General features: G+C 68.3%; 27 protein-coding genes. 14 read left to right on the plus strand and 13 right to left on the minus strand.

Translation table 11 applies throughout. The features are described from left to right. Positions 1-64 precede the first annotated feature (64 nt). Entirely contained in the window at positions 65-487 is a 423-nt protein-coding gene (locus tag GGQ80_RS16075) for a response regulator (RefSeq protein ID WP_183986727.1), read from the minus strand. Positions 488-608: 121 nt separating this feature from the next. Here GGQ80_RS16075 and GGQ80_RS16080 point away from each other — a divergent pair, with 121 nt between their 5' ends. After that, the gene (locus tag GGQ80_RS16080) at positions 609-1,247 is read left to right on the plus strand and encodes a PAS-domain containing protein (protein ID WP_183986729.1); all 639 of its coding nucleotides are present in this window, start codon (positions 609-611) and stop codon (positions 1,245-1,247) included. A gap of 17 nt (positions 1,248-1,264) precedes the next feature. On the opposite strand, the gene GGQ80_RS16085 is transcribed toward GGQ80_RS16080, so the two are convergent. Together GGQ80_RS16085 and GGQ80_RS16090 are read right to left on the minus strand one after the other, a co-directional pair. Continuing rightward, entirely contained in the window at positions 1,265-1,552 is a 288-nt protein-coding gene (locus GGQ80_RS16085) for a DUF167 domain-containing protein (RefSeq protein ID WP_183986731.1), read from the minus strand. Beyond that, a complete protein-coding gene (locus tag GGQ80_RS16090) occupies positions 1,552-1,854 on the minus strand; it encodes an alkylphosphonate utilization protein (protein ID WP_183986927.1) in 303 nt (100 codons plus the stop codon). Before GGQ80_RS16090 ends, GGQ80_RS16085 begins: the two co-directional genes overlap by 1 nt. A 135-nt stretch (positions 1,855-1,989) precedes the next feature. Between GGQ80_RS16090 and GGQ80_RS16095 the strand changes: the two genes are divergently transcribed. Both GGQ80_RS16095 and GGQ80_RS16100 read left to right on the plus strand, forming a co-directional pair. Further along, complete coding sequence (locus tag GGQ80_RS16095; protein ID WP_183986733.1) at positions 1,990-2,379, plus strand: hypothetical protein; 390 nt, start codon at positions 1,990-1,992, stop codon at positions 2,377-2,379. Between the two features lie 18 nt (positions 2,380-2,397). Next, positions 2,398-2,673 (plus strand): UvrB/UvrC motif-containing protein, encoded by a 276-nt coding sequence (locus GGQ80_RS16100; RefSeq protein WP_183986735.1) that lies wholly within the window; start codon positions 2,398-2,400, stop codon positions 2,671-2,673. 3 nt (positions 2,674-2,676) lie between these two features. Here GGQ80_RS16100 and GGQ80_RS16105 read toward each other — a convergent pair whose 3' ends face one another. From GGQ80_RS16105 to cyoA, 7 genes are all read right to left on the minus strand, one after another. After that, the gene (locus tag GGQ80_RS16105; RefSeq protein WP_183986737.1) at positions 2,677-3,210 is read right to left on the minus strand and encodes a response regulator transcription factor; all 534 of its coding nucleotides are present in this window, start codon (positions 3,208-3,210) and stop codon (positions 2,677-2,679) included. Further along, positions 3,200-4,438 carry an ATP-binding protein gene (locus tag GGQ80_RS16110; protein WP_183986930.1) on the minus strand — a complete coding sequence of 413 codons (1,239 nt, stop codon included), beginning with the start codon at positions 4,436-4,438 and terminating at the stop codon, positions 3,200-3,202. The genes GGQ80_RS16105 and GGQ80_RS16110 overlap by 11 nt, the downstream gene beginning before the upstream one ends. Before the next feature lie 53 nt (positions 4,439-4,491). Beyond that, the gene (locus GGQ80_RS16115; protein ID WP_183986739.1) at positions 4,492-5,151 is read right to left on the minus strand and encodes an SURF1 family protein; all 660 of its coding nucleotides are present in this window, start codon (positions 5,149-5,151) and stop codon (positions 4,492-4,494) included. Continuing rightward, positions 5,148-5,531, minus strand: coding sequence for a cytochrome o ubiquinol oxidase subunit IV (cyoD, locus tag GGQ80_RS16120; RefSeq protein WP_183986742.1), 384 nt, complete (start codon positions 5,529-5,531; stop codon positions 5,148-5,150). The genes GGQ80_RS16115 and cyoD overlap by 4 nt, the downstream gene beginning before the upstream one ends. Continuing rightward, positions 5,528-6,070, minus strand: coding sequence for a cytochrome o ubiquinol oxidase subunit III (cyoC, locus tag GGQ80_RS16125; protein ID WP_183986932.1), 543 nt, complete (start codon positions 6,068-6,070; stop codon positions 5,528-5,530). The genes cyoD and cyoC overlap by 4 nt, the downstream gene beginning before the upstream one ends. 74 nt (positions 6,071-6,144) lie before the next feature. Further along, positions 6,145-8,154: a cytochrome o ubiquinol oxidase subunit I gene (gene cyoB, locus GGQ80_RS16130; protein ID WP_183986743.1), complete on the minus strand. Its 2,010-nt coding sequence runs from the start codon at positions 8,152-8,154 to the stop codon at positions 6,145-6,147. An 11-nt stretch (positions 8,155-8,165) separates the two neighbouring features. Further along, positions 8,166-9,227, minus strand: a complete 1,062-nt coding sequence (cyoA, locus tag GGQ80_RS16135; protein ID WP_183986745.1) for a ubiquinol oxidase subunit II — start codon at positions 9,225-9,227, stop codon at positions 8,166-8,168. 125 nt (positions 9,228-9,352) lie between these two features. Here cyoA and GGQ80_RS16140 point away from each other — a divergent pair, with 125 nt between their 5' ends. After that, positions 9,353-10,681, plus strand: coding sequence for an MFS transporter (locus GGQ80_RS16140; protein WP_183986747.1), 1,329 nt, complete (start codon positions 9,353-9,355; stop codon positions 10,679-10,681). Positions 10,682-10,824: 143 nt separating this feature from the next. Here GGQ80_RS16140 and GGQ80_RS16145 read toward each other — a convergent pair whose 3' ends face one another. Both GGQ80_RS16145 and GGQ80_RS16150 read right to left on the minus strand, forming a co-directional pair. Beyond that, positions 10,825-11,898 carry an NAD(P)/FAD-dependent oxidoreductase gene (locus tag GGQ80_RS16145; RefSeq protein WP_183986748.1) on the minus strand — a complete coding sequence of 358 codons (1,074 nt, stop codon included), beginning with the start codon at positions 11,896-11,898 and terminating at the stop codon, positions 10,825-10,827. Further along, complete coding sequence (locus GGQ80_RS16150; protein ID WP_183986750.1) at positions 11,895-12,857, minus strand: alpha/beta fold hydrolase; 963 nt, start codon at positions 12,855-12,857, stop codon at positions 11,895-11,897. Before GGQ80_RS16150 ends, GGQ80_RS16145 begins: the two co-directional genes overlap by 4 nt. Positions 12,858-12,910: 53 nt before the next feature. Here GGQ80_RS16150 and GGQ80_RS16155 point away from each other — a divergent pair, with 53 nt between their 5' ends. From GGQ80_RS16155 to GGQ80_RS16190, 8 genes are all read left to right on the plus strand, one after another. Beyond that, positions 12,911-13,393, plus strand: coding sequence for an A24 family peptidase (locus GGQ80_RS16155; RefSeq protein WP_183986752.1), 483 nt, complete (start codon positions 12,911-12,913; stop codon positions 13,391-13,393). A 48-nt stretch (positions 13,394-13,441) separates the two neighbouring features. Beyond that, positions 13,442-14,467, plus strand: coding sequence for a Flp pilus assembly protein CpaB (gene cpaB / locus GGQ80_RS16160; protein WP_183986754.1), 1,026 nt, complete (start codon positions 13,442-13,444; stop codon positions 14,465-14,467). Position 14,468: 1 nt separating this feature from the next. After that, positions 14,469-16,115, plus strand: a complete 1,647-nt coding sequence (locus tag GGQ80_RS16165; protein ID WP_183986755.1) for a type II and III secretion system protein family protein — start codon at positions 14,469-14,471, stop codon at positions 16,113-16,115. A gap of 24 nt (positions 16,116-16,139) precedes the next feature. Next, complete coding sequence (locus GGQ80_RS16170) at positions 16,140-16,781, plus strand: CpaD family pilus assembly lipoprotein (RefSeq protein WP_183986757.1); 642 nt, start codon at positions 16,140-16,142, stop codon at positions 16,779-16,781. A 1-nt stretch (position 16,782) separates the two neighbouring features. Beyond that, positions 16,783-18,045: a CpaE/TadZ family protein gene (locus GGQ80_RS16175; RefSeq protein WP_183986759.1), complete on the plus strand. Its 1,263-nt coding sequence runs from the start codon at positions 16,783-16,785 to the stop codon at positions 18,043-18,045. 60 nt (positions 18,046-18,105) lie between these two features. After that, positions 18,106-19,074 carry a type II secretion system F family protein gene (locus tag GGQ80_RS16180; RefSeq protein WP_183986761.1) on the plus strand — a complete coding sequence of 323 codons (969 nt, stop codon included), beginning with the start codon at positions 18,106-18,108 and terminating at the stop codon, positions 19,072-19,074. Between the two features lie 12 nt (positions 19,075-19,086). After that, positions 19,087-20,082: a type II secretion system F family protein gene (locus tag GGQ80_RS16185; RefSeq protein WP_183986763.1), complete on the plus strand. Its 996-nt coding sequence runs from the start codon at positions 19,087-19,089 to the stop codon at positions 20,080-20,082. Between the two features lie 189 nt (positions 20,083-20,271). Continuing rightward, positions 20,272-20,703 (plus strand): hypothetical protein, encoded by a 432-nt coding sequence (locus GGQ80_RS16190; protein WP_183986766.1) that lies wholly within the window; start codon positions 20,272-20,274, stop codon positions 20,701-20,703. Between the two features lie 148 nt (positions 20,704-20,851). Here the strand turns inward: GGQ80_RS16190 and wrbA are convergent, their stop codons facing one another. After that, positions 20,852-21,454, minus strand: coding sequence for an NAD(P)H:quinone oxidoreductase (wrbA, locus tag GGQ80_RS16195; protein WP_183986768.1), 603 nt, complete (start codon positions 21,452-21,454; stop codon positions 20,852-20,854). Positions 21,455-21,694: 240 nt separating this feature from the next. Here wrbA and GGQ80_RS16200 point away from each other — a divergent pair, with 240 nt between their 5' ends. After that, positions 21,695-22,624 (plus strand): LysR family transcriptional regulator, encoded by a 930-nt coding sequence (locus GGQ80_RS16200; RefSeq protein WP_183986770.1) that lies wholly within the window; start codon positions 21,695-21,697, stop codon positions 22,622-22,624. Next, complete coding sequence (locus GGQ80_RS16205) at positions 22,621-23,766, plus strand: AI-2E family transporter (RefSeq protein ID WP_183986772.1); 1,146 nt, start codon at positions 22,621-22,623, stop codon at positions 23,764-23,766. Before GGQ80_RS16200 ends, GGQ80_RS16205 begins: the two co-directional genes overlap by 4 nt. Positions 23,767-23,787: the final 21 nt, after the last annotated feature.

The raw sequence follows: 23,787 nt of genomic DNA on the forward strand, positions 1-23,787 counted from the left end.
TAAAATCCTCGTCAGCGCGAGCGGATAGCACATCCCACGCAATCGCGAGAGCCGTGACGTTCGCTCAGGCGGAGGCGCGGGCCTCGACGATCATCGCCGCGGGATCGAGCAGACGGGCGAGGGTCTGCACCAGCTGATGGTCGGTCGTCGGCCTCGTCAGCACGGGGCAGGTGCGAAACCGCGCTGGCACCTCGGCACTTCCGTTGCGCAGGAAGACGATCGGAACGCCAGACCGACGCAGCACGTCGGCGATGCGACAGGCGCCGGCGTCGCGAAGCTGCAGGTCGACGACCGCCGCATCGGCGGTCCGCCCCAGGCTGGCGAAGCCCGCCAGCCCTTCGGCGGCGGTCGCATAAGGACCCGATACCGCGCCCCCGGCGCCGGTGATCGCCGCAACCGTCCGCGTCGCGACGACGGCATCGCTCTGCGCCAGGAAAATGCGTCTACCCGCCAGCAGGGTCTTAGCGATCGGCACTATCTGAATCATGCGCAGGGCAGCCAATATGTCTTTGACATGGAATAGCTTTTTGTCGCGTCGGCGAGGATTTCCGTTCATCACATCGAAATTAAGTAAGATTTAATGCCGGCTTGCATAACGTGGGTTACAAATGACCGCAGCGAAGCCCCTACCCCTGGATGCCGCTTGGCAGCTTGCCACCGTCATGGAGCATCTGCGCCACGGCATCGTCGTCTATGATCGCGACGAGACGATCTGCGTGATCAATGCGCATGTCAGCCGCATCTTCGGCTTTCCGGCGGAGGCGATCACAATTGGCTCGACGCTCGCCGACTATCTCGCCTGTGTGGGGCGGTTCACCGGCTGGCCGCCCGAACGGATCGCCGGCATCCTTGCCAATCACCGCAGCTGGGCGCGGGCAGGCCATGCACGCACGTTCGATCACCACTTCGACGACGGCAAGGTCTTTGAAATCACCTTCAACCCCGCCGCCGACGACACCGTCGTCCTGACCTTCGCCGACGTCACGTCCGAACGCCGGCTGACGGCGGAAAGCGAGAAACGTGCGGAAATCACGCGACGTGCGGGAATGATGGTCGATACCGTCGCGCGCATCTCGTCGCGCAACCGCATCGTCGCCTTCAACGCCAGCATCGAGGCCGCCCGCCTCGGCGACGAGGGTCGCGGCTTTGCGGCGGTCGCCGAAGAGGTACGCGATTTGTCGCGGCAGATGTCCGAGGCGCTGATCGACATCGGCCGGGTCATCGACTCGTCGCTGGCCCAGGCGTGACGTCGGCGGGCGGTCGATCAGTCGATCAGCTGGATCATCTTGTTGCGCCCCGTCGCACCGCGGATCAGCGCCAACCGCGACACCGGCCGATCGAGCGCCGTCGCCACCAGCCTCAGCACCGCCTCGTTGGCGGCGCCATCGACCGGCGGCGCGGTGATGCGGACCGCGAGCACGCCGTCCCCATCGGGCAACAGGATCGCATCCGCCGAGGCGCTGGGCGACACCCGTACCGCCAGCCGCCCCTCGCCATCCGCCAGCGCCAGGATTGCGGCGGCATCGGGCAACGCCGGCTTGGGCCGCGCCATCAGCGCTTCCGCACGAACTCGGCGCGCAGCACCAGTCCCTTGATCCCGTCGAAGCGGCAGTCGATCTCCTGCGCGTCGCCGGTCAGGCGGATCGACTTGATCAGCGTGCCGCGCTTCAGCGTCTGGCCGGCGCCCTTGACCTCCAGGTCCTTGATCAGCGTCACCTGGTCGCCGTCGGCCAGCAGATTGCCGACCGCGTCGCGCACCTCGACGACATCCGCGGCCTCGGCGCGGGCCGCCAGATCGCTCGCAGGCACCCATTCGCCGGTCGCCTCGTCGTACACATAGTCGTCGTCCGCCATCGCCATCCCTTTCGCCGGCGCGCCTAGCGCATCGCGGCGGTAGCAATCCATGTATGTTTTCGTGCGGCCTCGGCCACTGGCGAACCTGGCGCGTCGGCGCTAACCGCTCCCCGCCTAGGGCGAGGGAGGGCAAGCATGGCGGACAAGAGTTGGGGATTGCCGAGCACGACGCCGCCGGCCCGCCGGGCGTCGGGCGGCGCCGAGGGGCTGTTGACGCGGATCGATGCTCGCGCCGCCGCGCGCGAGGCAGCGGCGGTCGAGCGTGAGCAGCAGCGCGAGGCACGCCGCACCGAACTGGCCGCGCTCGCCGAAAAGGACCCCCACGCCGCCGCCGCCAGCCGCCAGCGCGGATCCGGCCGCAAGGATGTCGTCCGCGAGCAGCGCGACACCACCGGCTATTCGGTCGTCGTCGACGAGGACCGTATCCGCCTCCTCGCCCGGCGCGGCGCCTCGCTCGCGGCGCTGGCGGCGACGTTCGGGCTGACCGGCGACGCGATCGAAGGGATATTGAACGACGCCGCCTAGCCGCGCGTTGGCGGGATGATGCCCGAAACGATCGAAAACCTTCGCCAGCAGATGGAGGCCGCCGCCGCGGCGCTCGATTTCGAGCTGGCGTCGCGACTGCGCGACCGGATCAACCTGATCCGCGGCGGCGCGACGGAGCGGGACGCCGCCGCCGCCGATCCCTCCGGCCTGACCCGCCAGCAGCCAGGCGCGATGGGCCTCGGCACCAGCCGCCAGCAGGTCGAGCGCCCCGCAGGCTGGACCCCGCCCGCCAAGCCCGATCCGATGACGCGGGGGCGCAACCGCCGCGGCTGACCGTCAGTTGATCCGCCGCTTCTCCAGCTTTCGCGCCAGCGTGCGGCGGTGCATGCCCAGCCGACGTGCGGTTTCGGAGATGTTGAATCCCGTCTCCGACAGCACCTCGTTGATGCGTTCCCATTCGATCGTCTTGATCGAGGTCTGGCGGCCGTCGATTGGCACCTCGGCGTCGCCCGCGGTCATGCCGAACGCGCGCTCGATCTCGTCGGTATTGGCGGGTTTGGCGAGGTAGGATGTCGCGCCAAGCTTGATCGCCTGCACCGCGGTGGCGATGCTGGCATAACCCGTCAGCACGACGATGATCGTCGCTGGATCATGCGCGTGGAGCGTCTCGACGCAGGTCAGCCCCGACGCCACCCCCAGCTTCAGGTCGACCACCGCATGCGTCGGCGTCTGCGCGGCGATCAGCACATCCATCTCCGCGGGCCCCGCCGCCACCTCGACGCCGTAACCGCGCCGCTCGAACGAGCGTTGCAGCGTCCGCGCGAAGACCGGATCGTCCTCGACGATCAGCAGCAGCGGCTTATCGGCCATCGTCGCCCGTCCTGATCGTGTCGAGCGGCAGGCGAATCGTCACCGCCGCCCCCCGGTTGCGGTTGGTCACCGACAGCGTGCCACCCAGCTGGCGCGTCACATTGCTGACCAGGAACAGCCCCAGGCCGTGGCCCTGCTCCGCCTTGCTGCTGTTGTACGGCTTGCCCAGCTTTTCCAGCTGCTCGGCCGCGAAGCCGCGACCGTCGTCGCCGACCGTCAGCGTCAGCGCGTCGCCGTCGCGCGCCAGCGTCACGTCGATCGCCGACGCCGCGGCCTCGGCGGCATTGTCGAGCAGGTTGACGACCGCCTGTTGCAGGACGACGTCGGAAGCGATGCGCACATCCTCGCCGAATGCATCGGCGTAGCGGACGTTCCGATCGCGCGCCGCGGCCCAGTCGGCGACGATGCGATCGAACAGCACGCGCACGCTCGTCTGCGTCGACGCTTCGCCGCGCGGATCACCCGACGACATCAGGATGCCGGTGACGATCGCCTTGCAGCGCATCACCTCGGCCTGCATGTCCTCCACATCGCGCAGCAGCTCGGGGTCGCGCGTGATTGCGGGCATCCGCTTCCAGTCGCCCAGGATCACCGACAGCGAGGCGAGCGGCGTTCCCAGCTCGTGCGCCGCGCCCGACGCGAGCAGGCCGATGCGAACGATATGCTCCTCCTCCACCGCCTGGCGGCGAATGTCGGCGAACCGGCGGTCCTGCTCGCGCAGATTGGCGTTGATCCGCGTGACGAACATCACCAGCAGCACCGCGACCAGCGCGAAGCACACCCACATTCCCTGGATGTGCAGCGCGAACAGGCTGAGCATGATCGACGGCGGCAGCGTGATCGGCTGATAGAAGCGCGTCAGCAGCGCGAAGGCGAGCGTCGTCACCACCACCAGCATCCAGCTCGACCAGCGATCGAGCAGCACCGATCCCAAGACGACCTGAAGCAGGAACAGCGACACGAACGGATTGGTCGCGCCGCCGCTGAGATACAACTGCGCCGACAGCGCCGCGACATCGAGCAGCAGCGCGCCGGACAATACCTCGTTGGTGATGCGCCCCCCGCTGCGCAGCAGGATCAGGCTGACGCCGTTCAGCATCACCAGCGCGCCGAGCACGCCCAGCATCGCCACCATCGGCAGGTGGATGTCGAACGCCAGCTGGGTCAGCAGGATCGTCACCAGCTGCCCCGCCACCGCCAGCCAGCGCAGCTGGACCAGCAGCAGCATGTTGTCGTGGCCGGCGACCTCGCCGATCGGCAGCCAGGGGGGACGGACGTTGGTCACGCCCGCCGCGCTATCCTCAACCAATAGACGAAGCCAGCCGCCGCCATGCCGGCGAGCACGAACCAGGTGATCGCATAGACCAGATGGTTGTTGGGAAAGCTGACGATGGTCAGCCCGCCGATCGGCCCGCCGGGCGTGGTCTCGGCGGCGTCGATAAAATAGGGTGCGGTACGCCGCAGCCCGCGCTTGGCGGCGATCGCCGCGACGTCACGCGAATACCAGCGATCGGCGCCGGGATCGTTGCTGCGCAGGAAACCGCCCTTGGGCTCCGTCAGCCGCAGCAGGCCGGTAACACGGGTCAGGCCGGCGGGTGGCGGCGGCGCGGCGCGCTTCGCCACATAGCCGCGGTTGACCAGGATGGTGCCGACAGTCGTCCCGTCGAGCGGGGTCAGCACCCACCAACCGGGGCCGCGGATCGTCGATGCCTGCACCAATGTATCGGCACCGGGCCGGTACGTCCCCGTCGCGACGACGCGTCGATAGGCGTCGTCGGATCCGGCCGTGGCCGGCGCCGCCACCGGTCCGGCGGCCAGCCGTCCGTCGACCTGCGCGATCAGCGCGCGCTTCCACGCCAGCCGCTGGACCTGCCACGCGCCCAGCGCGACAAGCGCGAGGATCAGCGCGATCCAGGCGACGGCGAGTCCGGCGCGCTTCATCCCATCTGGCTCATGTCCATCGTCGGCATCATGTTCTCGTTCATGTGGTACATCACCCACAGCGATCCCGACAGCGCGATCACCACGATCACCACGGTGAAGATCAGCGCCATGATCGACCAGCCCCCTTCCGCCTTTCGGTTCATGTGGAGGAAGAAGATCATGTGGACGATCATCTGCGCCGCGGCGAACAGCATGATGGTCATCGCGATCGCCTGCTTGCCGATCGGCTGGGTCATGACCAGCCAGAACGGGATGGCGGTCATCACGACCGACAGCAGGAAGCCGATCCAATATTCCTTGCGCGATCCGTGGGCGCCCTCGTCGTGATGCCCGTGATCGTCGTGGTGGCCGTGGCCGTGGTCGGTCGGAGCGCTCATCGCAGCATGCCCATCAGATAGACGAAGGTGAAGACGCCGATCCAGATGACGTCGAGGAAGTGCCAGAACAGGCTGAGGCACATCAGCCGCCGGCGGTTGGCCGGAATCAGCCCGCGCTTCTGCACCTGCACCACCAGCGTCACCAGCCAGACGATGCCGAAGGTGACGTGAAGCCCGTGGGTGCCGACCAGCGTGAAGAACGACGATAGGAACGCGCTGGTCCAGGGGCCGGCGCCCTCGTGGATCAGGTGGTTGAACTCGTAGAGCTCGATGCCAAGGAAGGCGAGGCCGAACACCGCGGTGACCAGCAGCCACGCCTGCGTGGCGCCCTTCTTGCCGTCGACCATCGCCAGCATCGCGAAGCCGTAGGTGATCGACGAGAACAGCAGCATCGCCGTGTTCACCGCGACCAGCGGCAGGTCGAACAGCTCGCGCGGGGTCGGCCCGCCGGCATAGCTAGTGCCGAGGACGCCGTACGTCGCGAACAGCATCGCGAAGATCAGGCAGTCGCTCATCAGGTAGATCCAGAAGCCGAGCATGGTGCTCGACCCCTCCGGATGATGCGGCTCTTCCGCCAGGTGGAAGTCGTCGATGGTATAGGCGGCGGGCTGGCTCACAGGGCGGCTCCGGCAAGGGCGGCGGTGCGCTTTTCCTCGGTGACGGTGACGGTCGCCGCCGGGATGTGGAAATCGCGCGCATAGTTGAAGCTGTGGCCGATCGCGACCGCGACCAGCGCGAAGAACGACACCGCCACCAGCCACCAGACGTACCAGATCATGCCGACGCCGATGCCGACGCTCAGCCCCGCCAGGATCACGCCGGCGCCGGTGTTGCTGGGCATGTGAATGTCGCGATAGCCGGTGACCGGACGCTCGTACCCGCGCAGCTTCATGTCCGCCCAGGCGTCGTTGTCGTGGACGACCGGGGTGAACGCGAAGTTATAGTCGGGCGGCGGCGACGAGGTGGCCCATTCCAGCGTGCGTCCGTTCCATGGATCGCCGGTGACGTCACGCAGCTTCTCGCGGTCGCGGATGCTCACCGCGAACTGGATCAGCATCGCGGCGATACCGAGCGCGATCAGGAGCGCGCCGAAGCCTGCGATGATGAACCAGATCTGGAACGACGGATCGTCGAAGGTGCGCAGGCGACGCGTCACGCCCATCAGGCCGAGCACGTAGAGCGGCATGAAGGCGAAGTAGAAGCCCGACACCCACAGCCAGAACGACCGCTTGCCCCACACCGTATCGAGCTTGAAGCCGAACGCCTTGGGCCACCAGTAGTTGATCGCTGCGAACGCGCCGAACAGCACCCCGCCGATAATGACGTTGTGGAAATGCGCCACCAGGAACAGCGAGTTGTGGAGAACGAAGTCCGCCGGCGGCACCGCCAGCAGCACGCCCGTCATCCCACCCAGCGTGAAGGTAATCATGAACGCGATCGCCCACATCATCGGCAGCTCGAAGCGGACCCGGCCGCGATACATGGTGAACAGCCAGTTGAAGATCTTGGCGCCCGTCGGGATCGAGATGATCATCGTCGTGATACCGAAGAAGCTGTTGACGCTGGCGCCCGACCCCATCGTGAAGAAGTGGTGCAGCCAGACCAGGTACGCCAGGATGGTGATGACCAGCGTCGCGTAGATCATCGACGTATAGCCGAACAGGCGCTTGCCCGAGAAGGTCGAGACGACTTCGCTGAACACGCCGAACATCGGCAGGATCAGGATGTACACCTCGGGGTGGCCCCAGATCCAGATCAGGTTCACGTACATCATCGGGTTGCCGCCGAGCGTGTTCGTGAAGAAGGCGGTGTCGACGTAGCGGTCGAGGCTGAGTAGCGCGAGCACCGCGGTCAGCACCGGGAAGGCGGCGACGATCAGCACGTTGGTGCACAGCGCGGTCCAGCAGAAGACCGGCATCTTCATCATCGTCATGCCCGGCGCGCGCATCTTGACGATCGTCGCGATCAGATTGACCCCCGACAGCAAGGTGCCGACGCCCGCCACCTGCAGCGCCCAGATATAATAGTCGACGCCGACCCCCGGGCTCGCCGCGATCCCCGACAGCGGCGGCATCGCCAGCCAGCCGGTCTGCGCAAACTCGCCGACGAACAGGCTCATCATGATGATGACGGCGCCACCGGCGGTCATCCAGAAGCTGAAGTTGTTGAGGAACGGGAACGACACGTCGCGCGCGCCGATCTGCAGCGGGACGATGTAATTCATCAGCCCGGTCACGATCGGCATCGCGACGAAGAAGATCATGATGACGCCGTGTGCGGTGAACACCTGGTCATAGTGGTGCGCGTTCAGATATCCTTCGGATCCGCCGAACGCCATCGCCTGCTGAAGCCGCATCATGATCGCGTCGGAAAAGCCGCGCAGCAGCATGACGATGCCCAGGATCATGTACATGATCCCGATCTTCTTGTGGTCGACCGACGTGAACCATTCGGTCCAAAGATAGCCCCACAGCTTGAACTTGGTGATCACCGCCAGCAGCACGACGCCGCCGAACGCGACCATCGCGAAGGTGCCGACGACGATCGGTTCGTGCAGCGGCAGCGATTCGATCGTGAAGCGCCCGAAAATCGGGCTGAGGGCGGGGGAAGTGACTGTCTGCATGGTCGTGCCGATCACATGGTCGTCGGGTTGGACGGGGACGCGTTGCTGCGCTGCTGGATGTCGCGAGGATTTTTGGGCGGCGCCTCGCCCGCGTCGCCGCCGGTCAGCGGCGAATGCGGCTGCGGTTTCGCGGCCATGCCCGGCATCGTCTTCATCGCCGCGGGATCGCCCGCGTCGCGGCGCATCATCTGGTTCATGCACGTCGTGCCGGGTCGCACGCACTGGTTGACGACGGCATCGAACAGACCCGGATCGGCCGACGCGAAGCGCATCACCGGCACCTTCTCGCTCGGCTTCTCCAGCTGCAGATAGGTCGCTCGGTTCAGCGCCCCCTGCCCGGCCTTGTTGCGGGCGACCCAGTCGGCGAAGCCGCGGTCGTCCATGCCGTAGAAGCGGAAGCGCATGCCCGAGAAGCCGGCGCCGCTGTAGTTGGCCGAGAAGCCTGCGTAATCGCCCTGCTTGTTGATGACGGCGTGAAGCTTCGTCTCCATCGACGGCATCGTGTAGATCATGCCCGCCAGCGTCGGCACGTAGAACGCGTTCATCACGCTCGACGAGGTCAGGCGGAACCGGATCGGCCTGTCAACCGGCGCTGCCAGTTCGTTGACCGTCGCGAAGCCATATTCCGGGTAGATGAACAGCCACTTCCAATCGAGCGCGACGACCTGCACTTCGAGCGGCTTGACGCCGGACGCGACCGGCCGGTGTTTGGCGATCCGCTCGATCGGGCGATAGGGATCGAGCAGGTGGGTGCCCGTCCACGTCACGGCGCCAAGGCAGATCACGATCAGCAGCGGTGCCGACCAGATCACCAGCTCCAGCGCGGTCGAATGGTCCCAGTCGGGATCATAGGCCGCGTCCTGGTTGCTCGCGCGGTACTTCCACGCGAAGATGCCGACCAGCGCGATCACCGGGATCACGATCAGCAGCATCAGGGCGGTGGCGAAGATGACGAGGTTGCGCTGTTGAAGCGCGACGTCGCCCATGGGGTTCATGACCACCATGTCGCAGCCGGCGAGCAGGGCCAGCGGCAGCACCGCGGCGCTGCGCAAGAGGGTTAGCGGACGAGCCATGGATCGGGCGCTACGCCTCGATGCTGCACTGCGACATTGGACATTTTGTCCAATCGCGCAGGTCGGGCATCATCGGGCATGAGGCGCACAATAAGACCGGCATGTCGGTCGACAGGACGAGGCCCATGACCGCGCAGACTGCATCCCATACGGCCGAGCGAGACGCCCGCGCGATCAACACGCGGCGCGACCATGGCCACGTCGCCCCCGGCGAGATCGCGATCGGCGTCGTCATCGGTCGCACGTCAGAGTTCTTCGACTTCTTCGTCTACGCGATCGCCTCGGTGCTCGTGTTCCCGCGGCTGGTGTTCCCCTATGTCGACCAGCTGACCGGCACCTTCTATTCCTTCGCGATCTTCGCGCTCGCCTTCGTCGCGCGGCCGATCGGGTCGCTGGTGTTCCTCGGCATCGACGCCTCGCTGGGGCGCGGCACCAAGCTGACGATCGCGCTGTTCCTGCTCGGCGGATCGACCGCCGCGGTCGCGTTCCTGCCGGGGTACGAGACGATCGGCGTCTGGTCGGCGATCCTGCTCGCCGTCTTCCGCATCGGCCAGGGGATCGCGCTCGGCGGCCAGTGGGACGGCCTGTCGTCGCTGCTCGCGCTCAACGCGCCCGAGAACAAGCGCGGCTGGTACGCGATGATCCCGCAGCTCGGCGCCCCGCTCGGCCTGATCGTCGCCAGCGCGCTGTTCGCCTTCTTCGTCACCACGCTGTCCGATGCCGATTTCCTCAGCTGGGGCTGGCGCTACCCGTTCTTCGTCGCCTTCGCGATCAACGTCGTCGCGCTGTTCGCGCGGCTGCGGATGGTGTCGACGCCCGAATATACCGCGCTGTTCGAGACCAAGGAGCTGGAGCCGTCGCGCGTCATCGACACGGTGCGCAGCGACTGGCGCAATATCGTCATCGGCGCCTTCGCCCCGCTGGCCAGCTTCGCGCTGTTCCACATGGTCACCGTCTTCCCGCTGTCGTGGGTCGTGCTGTTCACGCAGGAGGGCGCGGCGCGCTTCCTGGGGATCGAGATCATCGGCGGCGTCGTCGGCACCGCCTCGGTCGTCGCGTCGGGCTATCTCGCCGACCGCATCGGCCGCCGTTACCTGCTCGGTGCCTCAGCGGCGGGCATCGCGGCGTTCAGCGGCTTCGCGCCGCAACTGCTCAACGGCGGCGCGACGGGTGAGATCGTGTTCATGGTCGCCGGCTTCATCCTGCTCGGCATCGCGTTCGGCCAGTCGTCGGGCGCCGTCGCCGCCAACTTCGCCACCGCTCGCCGATACACCGGCGCAGCGCTGACGTCGGACCTCGCCTGGCTGGTCGGCGCCGGCTTCGCGCCGCTGGTGGCGCTGATCCTCGCGAGCAACTTCGGCCTGCTGGCGGCGGGCGGCTATCTGCTGTCGGGCGCGCTCGGCACGCTGATCGCGCTTGGGGTGAACAAGGAACTGGCGCGCAGGCTGTCGTAAGCCTTACGTAATCCTCCCCCGCCAGGGGGAGGTGGCGGCGAAGCCGACGGAGGGGGAGGTAAGCCACAGAGGCCGTTGGCCGTCCTCCCCCTCCGTCACGCCTGCGGCGTGCCACCTCCCCCTGGCGGGGGAGGATCGAGATACTACCCGAACCGCGCCGGCGTATAATTTGCCGGGTCCAGCGTCGCCGGCGGCTCGGTCCCCAGGATCACCGCCGCGCCCAGCAGCGCCGCCGCCGGCGCGGTCTGGATGCCGAACCCACCCTGCCCCGCGAACCAGAAGAACCCCGGCGCGCGCGCGTCGAAGCCGTACACCGGCAGCCGATCGGGTGCGAAACTGCGCAGGCCGGCCCAGCGCCGCTCGACCGCCGCGATCCGCCAGTCGACCACCTGCTCCAGCCGATCGATCGCGATCGCGACGTCCAGCTCCTCGGGCGCAGCATCGCACGGATCGGTCGGCGTCTCGTCGTGCGGGCTCAGCCACAGCTTCCCGCCCGCCTCGGGCTTGAAATAGAAGCGCCCGTTGATGTCGGCGACGTGCGGCACCGTCTCGGGCACCGGCGGATCGATCCGCAGCTGCACGAGCGTGCGGCGATAGGGCTGGATCCCCAGCGGCCGTACCCCGCAGCGGCTCGCCACCGGATCGGCCCAGGCGCCTGCCGCATCGACCAACACCGGCGCCGCAAAGCGCCCCGCCGCCGTCTCGACCTGCCACTGCCCGTCGCGCCGCTCGCCCCGCTGCACCTCGGCGCCGGTGCGAAACTCCGCCCCCGCCCGCTTCGCCCGCGCGATACAGTCGGCGTGGAGCCCGGCGACATCGATGTACGCGCAGCTCGGCTCGGCGACGCCCACCGTCCAGTCCGATCGCAGGCCCGGCACCTCGGCCGCCGGATCAACGCGGTGAAGGTCGACCCCCGATCCCGCGAACGAGGCGACGAAGGCGTCAGCCTTCGCCTCGTCCTCCGCGCGCCCGACATGGAGTGAACCCAGCGGTTGCAGGAAGCCGCCGTCGCGCAATGGCCCGCCCGACACCGAGGTCAACGGCTGGATCGCCGGCCCGCCATAGGTTTCCGACCAGAAGGCCGCGGACCGCCCGGTCGCGTGATAGCCGGCGACGTCCTCGCCCTCCAGCACCAGCACGCGCGCATGCGGTGCCAGTTCGGCGGCTAGGCTGGCACCGGCGATGCCGGCCCCGGTGATGATGATGTCGTACGTCATTCGGTGACAGGCGCCTTGGCGTCGAGGAAAGCGTCGATCGCGGCGAACGCGCGGTCACGCACGGCGTCGCGCTCGCGCAGGATTTCGTGCGCCGACTCGGGCCCGAACCGGACCAGCTCGGCATCGGGCAGGCGTGTGGCGACGCGGATCGCGGCGCGCGCATCGACCAGCCGGTCGCGATCGGCAACCAGCATCAGCGTCGGCACCCTGAGGGTCGCCAGCCGCGGGTCGGCCTCCAGCGCCAGCGTGCCCGCAAACGCCTGCGCCAGCCAGCTCCAGCTCGGCGGCCCCAGCCGCAGCGTCGGCTCGGCATCGTGCCACCACAGCTCGTCGGCATAGCGCGCCGCGTCGCCGGTCAGCAGCGCCGCGCGATTCGCCAGCCCACCGGGCCGCTCGTTGGTCTTCCACGCCGCGCGCGCCGGATCGCCGCGCGCCGCCATCCAGCGCGCGATCGCCGCACCGAATCGCGCGCCCATCGGCGCCTTCAGCCCCAGCATGGGCGCGACGAGGATCGCCGCGTCGGGCGTCACCGCGCCCTCCGCCATCGCCCGCAACGCCAGATAGCCGCCCATCGAATGCCCCAGCAGCACCGCCGGCCCCGTGCCTTCGCCCCGCCATTGCGCCCAGAGCGCGGCGAGGTCGGCGATCCACGGCGCGAAGTCGGTCGCATGCCCGACGTTGGCGTCGCGGCTCAGCCGCCCCGATCCGCCCTGCCCGCGCCAGTCGAACGCCGTCACCTGCCAGCCCAGGCCATGGAAATGCGCGAACGTCTCGAGATATTTCTCGATGAAATCGCCGCGCCCGCCTTGCACCATGATCCGCCCGCGGGTGCCGGTCGCCGGCCAGTCGAACCGGCGCAGCGGCCAGCCGTCGGGCGTGGTCCAGCGGCTAATCGTCGCCCTGTCCGGCAGACGGCGGCGCGCCTCGCTCACGTCGCCTGTGGGATCCGATCGAGCCATATCGATGCCTTGGTTACGGTTTCGAAAGCCATTCCGTCTAGGTCGTTTACCACATGACGACCCATCTTCCCCTCGTCCTGCTCGGCATCCTCGCCCTGCTCGTCGTCTCGGCGGGGATCGAGGATATCCGCACGCGCCAGATCGCGAACTGGAAGAACGCCGCCATCGCCCTGATGGCGCCGGTCTTTTGGTGGTCGATCGGGCTCAGCCTCTCGCCCGACGTCGCCGGGCAGCTGGCGCTGGCGGCGGCGATGCTGCTGCTGTTCGGCTTCGCGTTCGCGCGCGGCTGGATGGGCGGCGGCGACGTCAAGATGATCGTCGCCCTCTCGCTGTGGATGCCGGTCGGGCAGTTCATGTCGCTGCTGATCGTCATGTCGGTTGGCGGCGGCGTGCTGACGGCGGCGATGCTGGTGGTGCACGCGTGGCGGTCCCGCCGCCGCGACGACACCCCGCCGATGGAGGTGCCGTACGGCGTCGCCATCGCCGTCGCTGCGCTAATTTCCCTGCGCGAACCGATCCTTAATCAATTCTCGTGATGCTTAAGCCCGGATCAACCACCGGCGCTTCGAAAGGCCCGATGACCCATGGATAGTCGCAAGCTCGTTCTGCTGGTGGGCGCTTTGTTCGTCGCGGCACTCACCGCCTTCTTCGCCCGGACGCTGATCGTCGGCGCCGCCGCGCCGCAGGCGGCCGCCGCCGGCCTGCCGGTCGCGCCGCCCGTCGATGGCCCCGAAGTGCTGGTCGCCACCCGCGCCCTGCCCGTCGGCACCATCCTCGACGCCACCGCGCTGAAGTTTCAGCCCTGGCCCAAGGAGCTGCTCGACGGCGCCTATTATCTGCGCGCCGGCACCGACCTGAAGTCGTTGCAGGGCACCGTGGTCCGCAACGCGATCACCGCCGGCCAGCCCGTCACCCAGGGCGCGCTGGTCAAGCCTGGCGACCGCGGCTTCCTCGCCGCCGCGCTCGGGCCGGGGATGCGCGCCATCACCGTGTCGGTCAGCGCGCAGAACGGCGTCGCCGGCTTCGTCTTTCCGGGCGATCGCATCGACCTCGTCCTGACCCAGTCGGTGTCGGGCGGCGGCGATGGCGCCCCGCTCAAGGTGTCGGAGACGATCCTGCGCAACCTGCGCGTGCTCGCCACCGACCAGCGTACCGACAACCAGGTCGACGAGAACGGCAAGACCGTGGTCCGCACCTTCTCCAGCGTCACGCTCGAAGCGACGCCGCGGATGGCCGAGCAGATCGCCGTCGGCCAGACGCTCGGCAACCTGTCGCTGACGCTCCGCCCGCTCGCCGACAGCTCGTCGGAACTCGAAGAGGCGATCGCCTCGGGCGCGGTGAAGGCACCGGGCGACGCGCAGGGCGAAAAGGCGCTGATGCGCCAGCTCGCCAGCAGCCCGCAGGAGCGCGCCGCCACCTTCGCCACCGGCGCCGACGTCTCGCGCTTCCAGCGCAGCACGGTGCCCGGCAAGACCCAGGTCGCGGGCGGCGGCCCGGGCATGGCCACCATGGGCAGCGCCGCCGCCACCGGCGTGGCGATCCAAGGACCCGTCGTGCGCGTCGCGCGCGGCAGCAACGTGACGGCCGTTCCGGTCGGGGGGAAGAACTAAGATGCGCACGCCCATCACCGCCATCGGCCTGTCGCTGGCCGTCGCGCTCGCCGCGACCGCCGGCAGCCCGGTCGGCGCCCAGTCGGTGAAGACCGCGGGCACCGCCGCCGCCACCGCCGCCATGCGCGCCCCCGCCGCCTCGTCGGTGGTTCAGGTCGCCACCGGCCGCGGCAAGCTCGTCACCCTTGCCCGCCCGATGAGCGACATCTTCATCGCCGACGATTCGATCGCCGACGTCCAAGTCCGCTCGCCCACCCAGCTCTACGTGTTCGGCAAGAAGGGCGGCGAGACGACGATCTCGGCCACGACCAAGTCGGGCGCCGTGGTGTTCTCGTCAGTGGTCCGCGTCGGCAACAACTTCGACTCGCTCCAGTCGATGCTGGCGCTGGCGATGCCCGAGGCGCACGTCACCGCAACGCCGCTCAACGGCATCGTCCTGCTCACCGGCACCGTCGCCACGCCCGAAGACGGCGCGGAGGCCGAGCGGCTGGTCCAGGCGATGGTCGGCGACGGCACCAAGGTGCTCTCGCGGCTGAAGACGGCGACCCCGCTCCAGGTCAACCTGCAGGTCCGCATCGCCGAGGTCAGCCGCGGCTTCGCCAAGAACATCAACAGCAACCTGACGACGCGCGACGCGTCGGGCGGTTTCCTGTTTGGGATCGCTCAGGGTCGCCAGGGCGCGATCAGCACCGTGCCGGGCAATCCGCCTGCGGGCTTCATCAACGGCGCGCCGGTCGATGCCGCTGGCAATGCGATCCCGGTCGACGCCAATGGCGCCTATCCCGGCAACAAGCTCTTCACCTTCCCCAGCAAGGGCGCGGTGGGCGCAACGATCGGTCTTGCCGGCCGCCTGCTTGGCGTCGACGTCATCAACGCCCTCGATCTGGGTGAGACGATCGGCCAGGTGACGACGCTCGCCAACCCGAACCTCACCGCGATCTCAGGTGAAACCGGCACCTTCTTGGCGGGCGGCGAGCTGCCGATCCCGATCTCGCAGGGGCTGGGCGCCGTATCGGTCGAATTCAAGCAGTACGGCATTGGCCTCGCCTACACGCCGACCGTGCTGGCCGACGGCCGCATCTCGCTGCGCGTCCGCCCCGAAGTGTCGCAGCTCGACTATTCGAACGCGGTCACGCTCGGCGGCACCCGCATCCCCGGCCTGCTGACCCGCCGCACCGAAACCACGGTCGAACTCGGCTCGGGCCAGAGCATGATGATCTCGGGCCTGCTGTCGAATTCGCACAACAACTCGATCGAGAAGACGCCGGGGCTCGGCAACCTGCCGATCCTGGGTGCGCTGTTCCGGTCGAACGGCTTCATCCGCAACGAAACCGAACTCGTCATCGTCATCACCCCCTATCTGGTGAAGCCGGTGAACAACGCGTCGGACATCGTCCTGCCGACCGACGGCTACAAGGCGCCGACCGACCTGCAGCGCGTGCTGCTGGGCGAGCTGGGCAGCGGCACCACCGGCGCCAAGCGCCCGGTGCCGACGATGGCCGGCGACGCGCCGGTGCCGACCGCCGGCGCGGTCGCCCCGGTCGCACCGACGCCGTCGCCGCTGATGCCCGCACCGGCGCCCCGCGCCGACGCGCGTGGGCTCGACAAGCGCAAGGCCGCCAGCCCCGCACCCGGCTTCTCGAACTGATCTTTCCGACAAGGACGTCGCCCGATGACGAAATCTTCGCTAATCCTCGCCGCGGCCCTCCCCGCGCTTCTGCTCGGCGGGTGCATGGGTACGCGCAACCGCGGCCTCGAGTCGGTCCACCAGCCGGTCGTGACCCGCGCCGACTACGCGCTCGACCTCGCCACCAGCGGCGGCCTGCTCGCCAATGGTGAAAGCGAGCGACTGAACGGCTGGCTCGGCGCGATGCGCCTCGGCTTCGGCGACACCGTGTCGGTCGACGATCCCAACCGCGTCGCGACGGGTGCCGAGCGCCAGGTCGCCGCCGTCGTCGGCGAATACGGCCTGCTGCTCGGCGAGCCGCCCGCGGTCAGCCGCGCGCCGGTCACGCCGGGCACGCTGCGGGTCGTCGTCTCGCGATCGCGCGCCACCGTGCCGGGCTGCCCCGACTGGAGCCGCGACGCCAGCAACGAATTCGACAGCAACACCTCGTCGAACCAGGGATGCTCGGTGAACAGCAACCTGGCGGCCATGGTCGCCCGCCCGACCGACCTCGTCCACGGCAGCTCGAGCGTTGGCTATCTCGACCCGGTCATCCGCGGTCGCGCGATCGAGGAATATCGCAAGGCCGCGCCGACCGGGCGTGGCGGAACCGCGGTCCAGGCGGCCGGCGTGGCGGGAGGCAAGTAAGATGAACGCTCCGTGGAAGCCGGGCGCGGCCACCCGCGCCCCCTATGCCGCCTTCGTCTGCGACGAGACCACCGCCGAGGCGGTGCGCGCGGTCGTCGCCGAATATAGCTGGTCGCCCGACCAGGTGCAGAAGGGTGGGCTGCGCAACGCCGTCCAGTCGCTGTCGGTCGCGGCCAGCCCGCAGATCCTGTTCGTCGACCTGGCGGAGTCGGGTGACCCGCTGACCGACATCAACTCGCTCGCCGAGGTGTGCGAGCCGGGGACGATCGTGATCGCCGCCGGCCAGGTCAACGACGTGCGCCTTTATCGCGACCTCGTCGCCAGCGGCATCCAGGATTACCTGCTGAAGCCGATCCACCCGGACATGCTGCGCGAAAGCTTCGGCCATGCCCAGGCGATCATCAACGCGCCCAAGCTGGTCGACAGCTCGGCCGCCGAACAGCCGCACACCTCGGTAGCGGTGATCGGTACGCGCGGCGGCGTCGGCGCCTCGACGGTGGCGAGCTCGCTCGCCTGGATCCTGTCGTCGCACCACAAGCGCTCGACCGCGCTGCTCGACCTCGACGTCCACTTCGGGACGGGCGCGCTGTGCCTCGATCTGGAGCCTGGCCGCGGTCTCACCGACGCGATCGAGAACCCCAGCCGCATCGACGGGCTCTTCATCGAGCGTGCGATGGTGAAGGCGTCGGAGATGCTCGCGGTGCTGTCCGCCGAAGCGCCGATCAACCAGCCGCTCGTCACCGACGGCGCCGCCTTCTACCAGCTGCAGGAGGAGATGCGCGCCGCGTTCGAATGCACCGTCGTCGATCTGCCGCGCCCGATGCTGGTCCAGCATCCGCATCTGATGAGCGACATCCACACGGCGGTGGTCGTCACCGAGCTGACGCTGGCGGCGGCGCGCGACACAATCCGCATCCTGTCGTGGCTGCGCGCCAATGCGCCGCAGACGCAGACGACGCTGATCGCCAACCGCGTGCATCCCGGCGCGCAGATCGAGATCAGCCGCAAGGACTTTGAAAGCTCGATCGAGCGCAAGGTCGACCACGTCATTCCGTTCGACCAGAAGCTCGCCGCCCAGGCCGCCAAGCTGGGCAAGCCCCTGGCCGAAGCGGGCAAGAATTCGAAGACGGTCTCAGCGCTCGTCGACCTCGCCCGCCAGATCGCGGCGAGCGACGCCATGGAAGCGGGCAAGCCCAAGAAGAAGCAGGGCAAGTCGCTGATCGGCGGCCTGTCGGGCTTCCTCGCCAAGAAGCCGCAGAAGTGACCGGCGCCGCTCCCCGCCCGGGGGGCGGCCGCCCACGTATCGAAAGGCTGGGTTGAGCCCATGGACCTGATGCCCGTCCTGTTGATTTCCGCCGGCGCGATGGTCGTGCTCGGCTGCCTGCTGTTCGCGCTCGCTGGGCCGTCGGCGCAGAAGGCGTCGAGCCGTCGCCTGTCGGCGGTCCGCAACCGCCACGTCGAGGCGGTGGTCGAAAGCCATTCGCGCAACATCTCGAACAGCGGTCCGCAGAGCAAGACCGACGTTGCCTTCGGCCGCCTGCTGCCGAATCCGGCGCAGCTCGCCAAGCGGCTGGCGATGACCGGCAAGGATTACACCGTCGGCCAGTACGGCATGGCGAGCGCAGGCCTGGTCGCGGTCGTTGCGCTGCTGTTGACGTTCAAGGGGCTGCCGTTCCTGCTGGCGATGTTCCTCGGCCTCGTCGTCGGCGCCGGCCTGCCGCATTTCGCCGTCAACTATCTCATCAAGCGCCGCATCGCGCGGTTCACCGCCAAGTTTCCCGACGCGATCGAGCTGCTCGTCCGAGGCCTGCGGTCGGGCCTGCCGATCTCGGAGACCATCGGCGTCGTCGGCAACGAGCTGGAAGGCCCTGTCGGCGAGGAATTCCGTATGGTGTCCGACAAGATGAAGATCGGCAAGTCGATGGACTCTGCGCTTCAGGACACCGCCGATCGCCTCGGCACGCCCGAATTCCAGTTCTTCGTCATCACCATCGCGATCCAGCGCGAGACCGGCGGCAATCTGGCCGAAACGCTGTCGAACCTCGCCACGGTGCTGCGCCAGCGCGGCCAGATGAAGCTTAAGATCAAGGCGATGTCGTCGGAATCGAAGGCATCGGCCTACATCGTCGGATCGCTGCCGTTCATCGTGTTCGGCATGATCTGGATGATCAACGACAATTACATGCAGGGCTTCTTCGTCGACCAGCGGCTGATGGTCGCCGGGCTTGGCGGGCTGCTGTGGATGGGCATCGGCGCCTTCATCATGGCGAAGATGGTCAACTTCGAGATCTAGGAAGCATTTGCGATGAACCCTGCGGCTGGTCCGACGCTTCTGGGCGTCGATGTATACTGGGTGGCGACGGTGCTGTCGGGCGTCGCGGCGTTCGCCGTGATGATCGCGATCTATGCCGCCACGTCGGTCAAGGATCCGATGGCCAAGCGCGTCAAGGCGCTGAACGACCGGCGCGAACAGCTGAAGGCGGGCATCACCGCCTCGACGAAGCGCCGCGCCAAGCTGGTCCAGCGCAACGACACCGCCGACAAGATGCGCTCGCTGCTGGTGTCGATGCAGGTGCTGCAGGACAGCCAGCTGAAGCAGGCGCAGCTCAAGCTGATGCAGGCCGGCATCCGGTCGAAGGATTGGGCGGTCGCGGTGATCTTCGGCCGGCTCGTCCTGCCGATCGTGTTCGGCGGCACGATGCTGTTCCTGGTCTACGGCACCGAGATGTTCGCGACGTACAGCCCGCTCAAGCGCTACGGCATCGTCGCGGTCAGCTTCATCCTGAGCTACAAAGCGCCCGACATCTTCCTGAAGAACAAGATCCAGAAGCGCTCGGACGCGATCCGCAAGGGTCTTCCCGACGCGCTCGACCTGCTCGTCATCTGCGCCGAGGCCGGCCTGACCGTCGATGCCGCCTTCCACCGCGTGTCGAAGGAACTGGGCCGCGCCTATCCCGAACTGGGCGACGAATTCTCGCTGACCGCGATCGAGCTGGGCTTCCTGACCGAGCGGCGCCAGGCGTTCGAGAACCTTGCGACCCGCGTCGATCTCGATGCGGTCAAGGGCGTCGTCACGACGATGATCCAGACCGAGAAATACGGCACCCCGCTCGCCAGCGCGTTGCGCGTGCTGTCCGCCGAATTCCGCAACGAGCGCATGATGCGCGCCGAGGAAAAGGCCGCGCGCCTGCCCGCGATCATGACGGTGCCGCTGATCCTGTTCATCCTGCCGACGTTGTTCGTCGTCATCCTCGGCCCCGCCGCCTGCTCGATCAGCGACGCCTTCAAGAGCGGCGTGTAAGGCCTTCTTCCCCCCTCCCTGCAAGGGAGGGGCCGGGGGTGGGTGAAGAGCCTCGCAGAGCGGATCGCCAGCGGCGACGACCCGCCCCCTGCCCCCTCCCTTGCAGGGAGGGGGAAAGTCGCCAAAGCGATCCGGTGAAACCCGCGCCTCACCACATCGTTATCCTCCCGTAACAGGGAGTTCGCGACGATGTTGTTCACCACCCCCACCCAGTTCGCGGCCTTGGCGCTGGCGTTGATCGCCGGCTGGCTGCTCGGCCTCGCCAGCCATCCCGGCGGCCGCAAGTGGAAGGAGCGCTACGCCGCCGAGCGCGACGCCCATGCCGCCGCGCGCAAGGACGCCGACGCTCGCCTCGCCGAGGCGCGCAGCACCGTCGACACCCGCGCCGGCGAGCGCGACGCGCGCATCGCCGAATTGGAGCGCGAGAATGCGGAGCTGCGCCGCACCGCGAGCCAGGGTACTGACATCCACGGCGCCCGCATCGCCGAACTGGAACGCGAGAACGCCGAGCTGCGCCGCGATACCCCGATGACGTCGCGAGGTGTCGCCCCGGTCAGCCGTGCCCGCCCGGCCTATCCGGCCGGTGAACGCCGCGGCTGGTTCGACTTCAATCGCAATTGACGCAATCCTCCCCCGCCAGGGGGAGGTGGCAGCCGATAGGCTGACGGAGGGGGAGGGAAGCGAAGCGCTATCAATGGTGCATTGCTTCCTCCCCCTCCGTCGTGCGGTGCACGCCACCTGCCCCTGGCGGGAGAGGATGGATCAGGTCTTACCCCTTCACCTTCGCCGCCAGCTCGGCGATCCGCTTGCCCTGATAGCGGGCGCCGTCCAGCTCGACCGCCGACGGCTGGCGGCTGCCGTCGCCATCGGCGAGGGTCGAGGCGCCGTAGGGCGTCCCGCCCTTGACCTCGTCGACGCCCATCTGACCCTGATAGCCATAGTCCAGCCCGACGATCGTCATGCCGTGATGCAGCAGGTTGGTCAGGATCGAGAACAGCGTCGTCTCCTGCCCGCCATGCTGGCTGGCGGTCGAGGTGAACGCGCCGCCGATCTTGCCGACCAGTGCGCCCTTCATCCACAGCCCGCCGGTGGTGTCCCAGAACGCTGCCATCTGGCTAGGCATCCGGCCGTAACGCGTCGGCGCCCCGACGATGATCGCATCATACTCGGCCAGCTTGTCGGGCGATTCGATCTCGGCATGCAGCGTGTCTGCCTTGAAGCCGGCGGCCTTCACGACCTCCGCCGGTGCCGTCTCAGCGACCCGACGGATATCCACCTCCGCTCCGCCCGCCTTGGCGCCCTCGGCCATGGCATCGGCCATCTTCTCGATATGGCCGTAGGACGAATAATAGAGCACGAGCACCTTAGTCATCACGATGGGTCCTTCACCTGGAACAGCGGCCTGAACGCCGACGCCCGCGAAGGGATGCGACGCGCGGGTCGATTGCCATTCAAGATAGGCCTTGCTTGGGGCGCGTAAACGGAAACCACGGAAACGGATCGTTTCGGGTTGCTCGCCTGGCGGGATGCTGAAACAAGGTCGGCATGACGACCTCTCCCCAACCGTCATGCTGAACTCGTTTCAGCATCTCTCGCGCGGCAGGACCGCCGCATGAACCTCCCCGACACCGAGGCCTGGGCGATCTTCGCCAGCGTCGTTCGCCACGGCTCGTTCAGCGGCGCCGCCACCGCGATCGGCGTCAGCAAGGGCACCGTGTCGAAGGCGATCGCCCGGCTGGAAGCCAGCATCGGCCAGGCGCTGTTCCACCGCACCTCGCGTCGCCTGACGCTGACCGAGGCGGGACGACCGCTCGCCGAGCACGCCACCCGCCTGCTCGCCGATGCCGAAGCGGCGCATGAAGCCGCGCTGAGCGCCGCCGACCGCCCCGCGGGCCGCATCCGCCTCGCCGCGCCGATGAGCTTCGGCCTCGGCAACGTCGCACCGCTCGTCGCCGACTTCCTCGTCGCGCATCCCGAGATCGAGATCGACCTCCACCTCTCCGACGCGCGCGTCGACATCGTCGCCGAGGGGTTCGACATCGCGCTGCGCATCGGCGACCTGCCCGACAGCAGCCTGCGCGCACGCCGGCTCTGCTCGATCGCCAGCCACATCGTCGCCGCGCCCGCCTATCTCGCCGCCGCGGGCACGCCGCGCGATCCCGCCGAGCTCGCCCGCCACCGCCTGCTCGGCTACGCCAATGCGCCCGGGCCGTGGCGCCTCACCGGCCCCGACGGACCGGTGTCGATCGTGCCCAACGGTCCGCTCGTCGCCAACAGCGGCGACGCGCTGGTCCCGGCGCTCGTCGCAGGGCTCGGCATCGCCCGCCTGCCGGGCTTCATCGTCGGGCGGGAGATCGAGGCGGGCCGGCTGGTCCCGATCCTGCAGCAATGGACCCCCGCCCCGATCGGCCTCCACCTGCTCACCCCGCCCAGCGCACTGCGACCGGCGCGCGTCGAGGCGCTGATCGCCTTCCTCGCCGCCCGCCTGTACGATCCATGCTCTGTCGCGCGCGACGGCGATCTGCCAGACGGTGAACGATGAGCGACGATGAACCGCGCCCCAGCGCCCCGCCCGACACCGCACCCCCTCGCGGCCGGCTCGCGCCCGATGCCGACGACGCGCGCTTCATCCGCCGCCTGCTCTACATCCTGCTGATCGGCGGGGTCGCCGCCGCGCTCTATCGCGCCGGCAACCTGCTGATCCTCGTCTTCGGGTCGATGCTCGGCGCGATCGCGATCCACTCGGTCGCGGCGCTCTATCGCGACAAGCTGGGCGTCCCCAAGAAACCCGCACTCGGGCTCGGCATGGCCACCGCGATCGGCTTCGTCGCCTTCCTGTTCTGGCTGTTCGGCGTTCAGTTCCGCGAACAGCTCAACGTCCTCGTCGAACGGCTGCCCAGCCTGCTCGACCAGCTCGCTGCCTATCTCTCGCAGTCGCCGGTCGGCGCGAAGTTCGTCGATGCGGTGCGCCAGGCCTATGCCGGCAGCCGCGTGGCGCAGGATGTCGGCGGCCTCGTCCAGGGCGCCGGCGAGCTTTTGCTCAACTTCATCCTGCTCCTCGTGGGCGCGCTGTTTTTCGCCGGCGATCCCAAGCTCTACGAGCGCGGCTTCCTCTACCTGATCCCGCCGTCGAAGCGGCAGGCGGCAGAGGATGCGCTGTTCGACGTCGGCTCGGTGCTTCGGCTGTGGCTGCGCTCGTCGCTGATCCTGATGACGTCGATGGGCGTGCTGATCGGGCTCGGCCTGTGGTTCTCCGGCGTTCCCTCGGCGGCGGCGCTCGGCCTGCTTGCGGGGCTCAGCGAGTTCATCCCTTATGTCGGCCCCACCGCCGCGATGCTGCCCGCGCTCGGCCTCGCCGCGACCAAGGGCACGGGGCCGCTGATCGGCGCGCTCGCCACCTATGCGATCGTGCGGCTGATCCAGACCAACTTCATCACCCCCTATGTCCAGAAGCGCGTGATCGCGATTCCCCCGGCGATCACCGTCTTCGCGATCATCGGCATCGGCGTAATCTTCGGTATCTTCGGCCTGTTCTTCTCCGCCGCGCTGCTCGTCGTCATCTATACGCTGGTGCGCAGCCTCTATCTGCGTGAGGTGCTGGGCGAGGATATTCCCCGCGCGCGCCATCGCACGCTGCTAGGAGTCGATTCGCCGGAGCGCGACTCGGCGGGTAAGCTCGATTAAGCGGAAATTAACCTTTTGCCT

This window comes from Sphingomonas jinjuensis, assembly GCF_014197105.1.
In the GTDB taxonomy this organism is placed as follows: domain Bacteria; phylum Pseudomonadota; class Alphaproteobacteria; order Sphingomonadales; family Sphingomonadaceae; genus Sphingomonas; species Sphingomonas jinjuensis.

Excerpts from the sequence above, each read along its gene's own strand:
- GGQ80_RS16075 (WP_183986727.1), bottom strand. The coding sequence starts at position 487 with ATGATTCAGATAGTGCCGATCGCTAAGACCCTGCTGGCGGGTAGACGC.
- GGQ80_RS16080 (WP_183986729.1), top strand. The coding sequence starts at position 609 with ATGACCGCAGCGAAGCCCCTACCCCTGGATGCCGCTTGGCAGCTTGCC.
- GGQ80_RS16085 (WP_183986731.1), bottom strand. The coding sequence starts at position 1,552 with ATGGCGCGGCCCAAGCCGGCGTTGCCCGATGCCGCCGCAATCCTGGCG.
- GGQ80_RS16090 (WP_183986927.1), bottom strand. The coding sequence starts at position 1,854 with ATGGCGGACGACGACTATGTGTACGACGAGGCGACCGGCGAATGGGTG.
- GGQ80_RS16095 (WP_183986733.1), top strand. The coding sequence starts at position 1,990 with ATGGCGGACAAGAGTTGGGGATTGCCGAGCACGACGCCGCCGGCCCGC.
- GGQ80_RS16100 (WP_183986735.1), top strand. The coding sequence starts at position 2,398 with ATGCCCGAAACGATCGAAAACCTTCGCCAGCAGATGGAGGCCGCCGCC.
- GGQ80_RS16105 (WP_183986737.1), bottom strand. The coding sequence starts at position 3,210 with ATGGCCGATAAGCCGCTGCTGCTGATCGTCGAGGACGATCCGGTCTTC.
- GGQ80_RS16110 (WP_183986930.1), bottom strand. The coding sequence starts at position 4,438 with ATGCTGCTGCTGGTCCAGCTGCGCTGGCTGGCGGTGGCGGGGCAGCTG.
- GGQ80_RS16115 (WP_183986739.1), bottom strand. The coding sequence starts at position 5,151 with ATGAAGCGCGCCGGACTCGCCGTCGCCTGGATCGCGCTGATCCTCGCG.
- cyoD (WP_183986742.1), bottom strand. The coding sequence starts at position 5,531 with ATGAGCGCTCCGACCGACCACGGCCACGGCCACCACGACGATCACGGG.
- cyoC (WP_183986932.1), bottom strand. The coding sequence starts at position 6,070 with ATGCTCGGCTTCTGGATCTACCTGATGAGCGACTGCCTGATCTTCGCG.
- cyoB (WP_183986743.1), bottom strand. The coding sequence starts at position 8,154 with ATGCAGACAGTCACTTCCCCCGCCCTCAGCCCGATTTTCGGGCGCTTC.
- cyoA (WP_183986745.1), bottom strand. The coding sequence starts at position 9,227 with ATGGCTCGTCCGCTAACCCTCTTGCGCAGCGCCGCGGTGCTGCCGCTG.
- GGQ80_RS16140 (WP_183986747.1), top strand. The coding sequence starts at position 9,353 with ATGACCGCGCAGACTGCATCCCATACGGCCGAGCGAGACGCCCGCGCG.
- GGQ80_RS16145 (WP_183986748.1), bottom strand. The coding sequence starts at position 11,898 with ATGACGTACGACATCATCATCACCGGGGCCGGCATCGCCGGTGCCAGC.
- GGQ80_RS16150 (WP_183986750.1), bottom strand. The coding sequence starts at position 12,857 with ATGGCTCGATCGGATCCCACAGGCGACGTGAGCGAGGCGCGCCGCCGT.
- GGQ80_RS16155 (WP_183986752.1), top strand. The coding sequence starts at position 12,911 with ATGACGACCCATCTTCCCCTCGTCCTGCTCGGCATCCTCGCCCTGCTC.
- cpaB (WP_183986754.1), top strand. The coding sequence starts at position 13,442 with ATGGATAGTCGCAAGCTCGTTCTGCTGGTGGGCGCTTTGTTCGTCGCG.
- GGQ80_RS16165 (WP_183986755.1), top strand. The coding sequence starts at position 14,469 with ATGCGCACGCCCATCACCGCCATCGGCCTGTCGCTGGCCGTCGCGCTC.
- GGQ80_RS16170 (WP_183986757.1), top strand. The coding sequence starts at position 16,140 with ATGACGAAATCTTCGCTAATCCTCGCCGCGGCCCTCCCCGCGCTTCTG.
- GGQ80_RS16175 (WP_183986759.1), top strand. The coding sequence starts at position 16,783 with ATGAACGCTCCGTGGAAGCCGGGCGCGGCCACCCGCGCCCCCTATGCC.
- GGQ80_RS16180 (WP_183986761.1), top strand. The coding sequence starts at position 18,106 with ATGGACCTGATGCCCGTCCTGTTGATTTCCGCCGGCGCGATGGTCGTG.
- GGQ80_RS16185 (WP_183986763.1), top strand. The coding sequence starts at position 19,087 with ATGAACCCTGCGGCTGGTCCGACGCTTCTGGGCGTCGATGTATACTGG.
- GGQ80_RS16190 (WP_183986766.1), top strand. The coding sequence starts at position 20,272 with ATGTTGTTCACCACCCCCACCCAGTTCGCGGCCTTGGCGCTGGCGTTG.
- wrbA (WP_183986768.1), bottom strand. The coding sequence starts at position 21,454 with ATGACTAAGGTGCTCGTGCTCTATTATTCGTCCTACGGCCATATCGAG.
- GGQ80_RS16200 (WP_183986770.1), top strand. The coding sequence starts at position 21,695 with ATGAACCTCCCCGACACCGAGGCCTGGGCGATCTTCGCCAGCGTCGTT.
- GGQ80_RS16205 (WP_183986772.1), top strand. The coding sequence starts at position 22,621 with ATGAGCGACGATGAACCGCGCCCCAGCGCCCCGCCCGACACCGCACCC.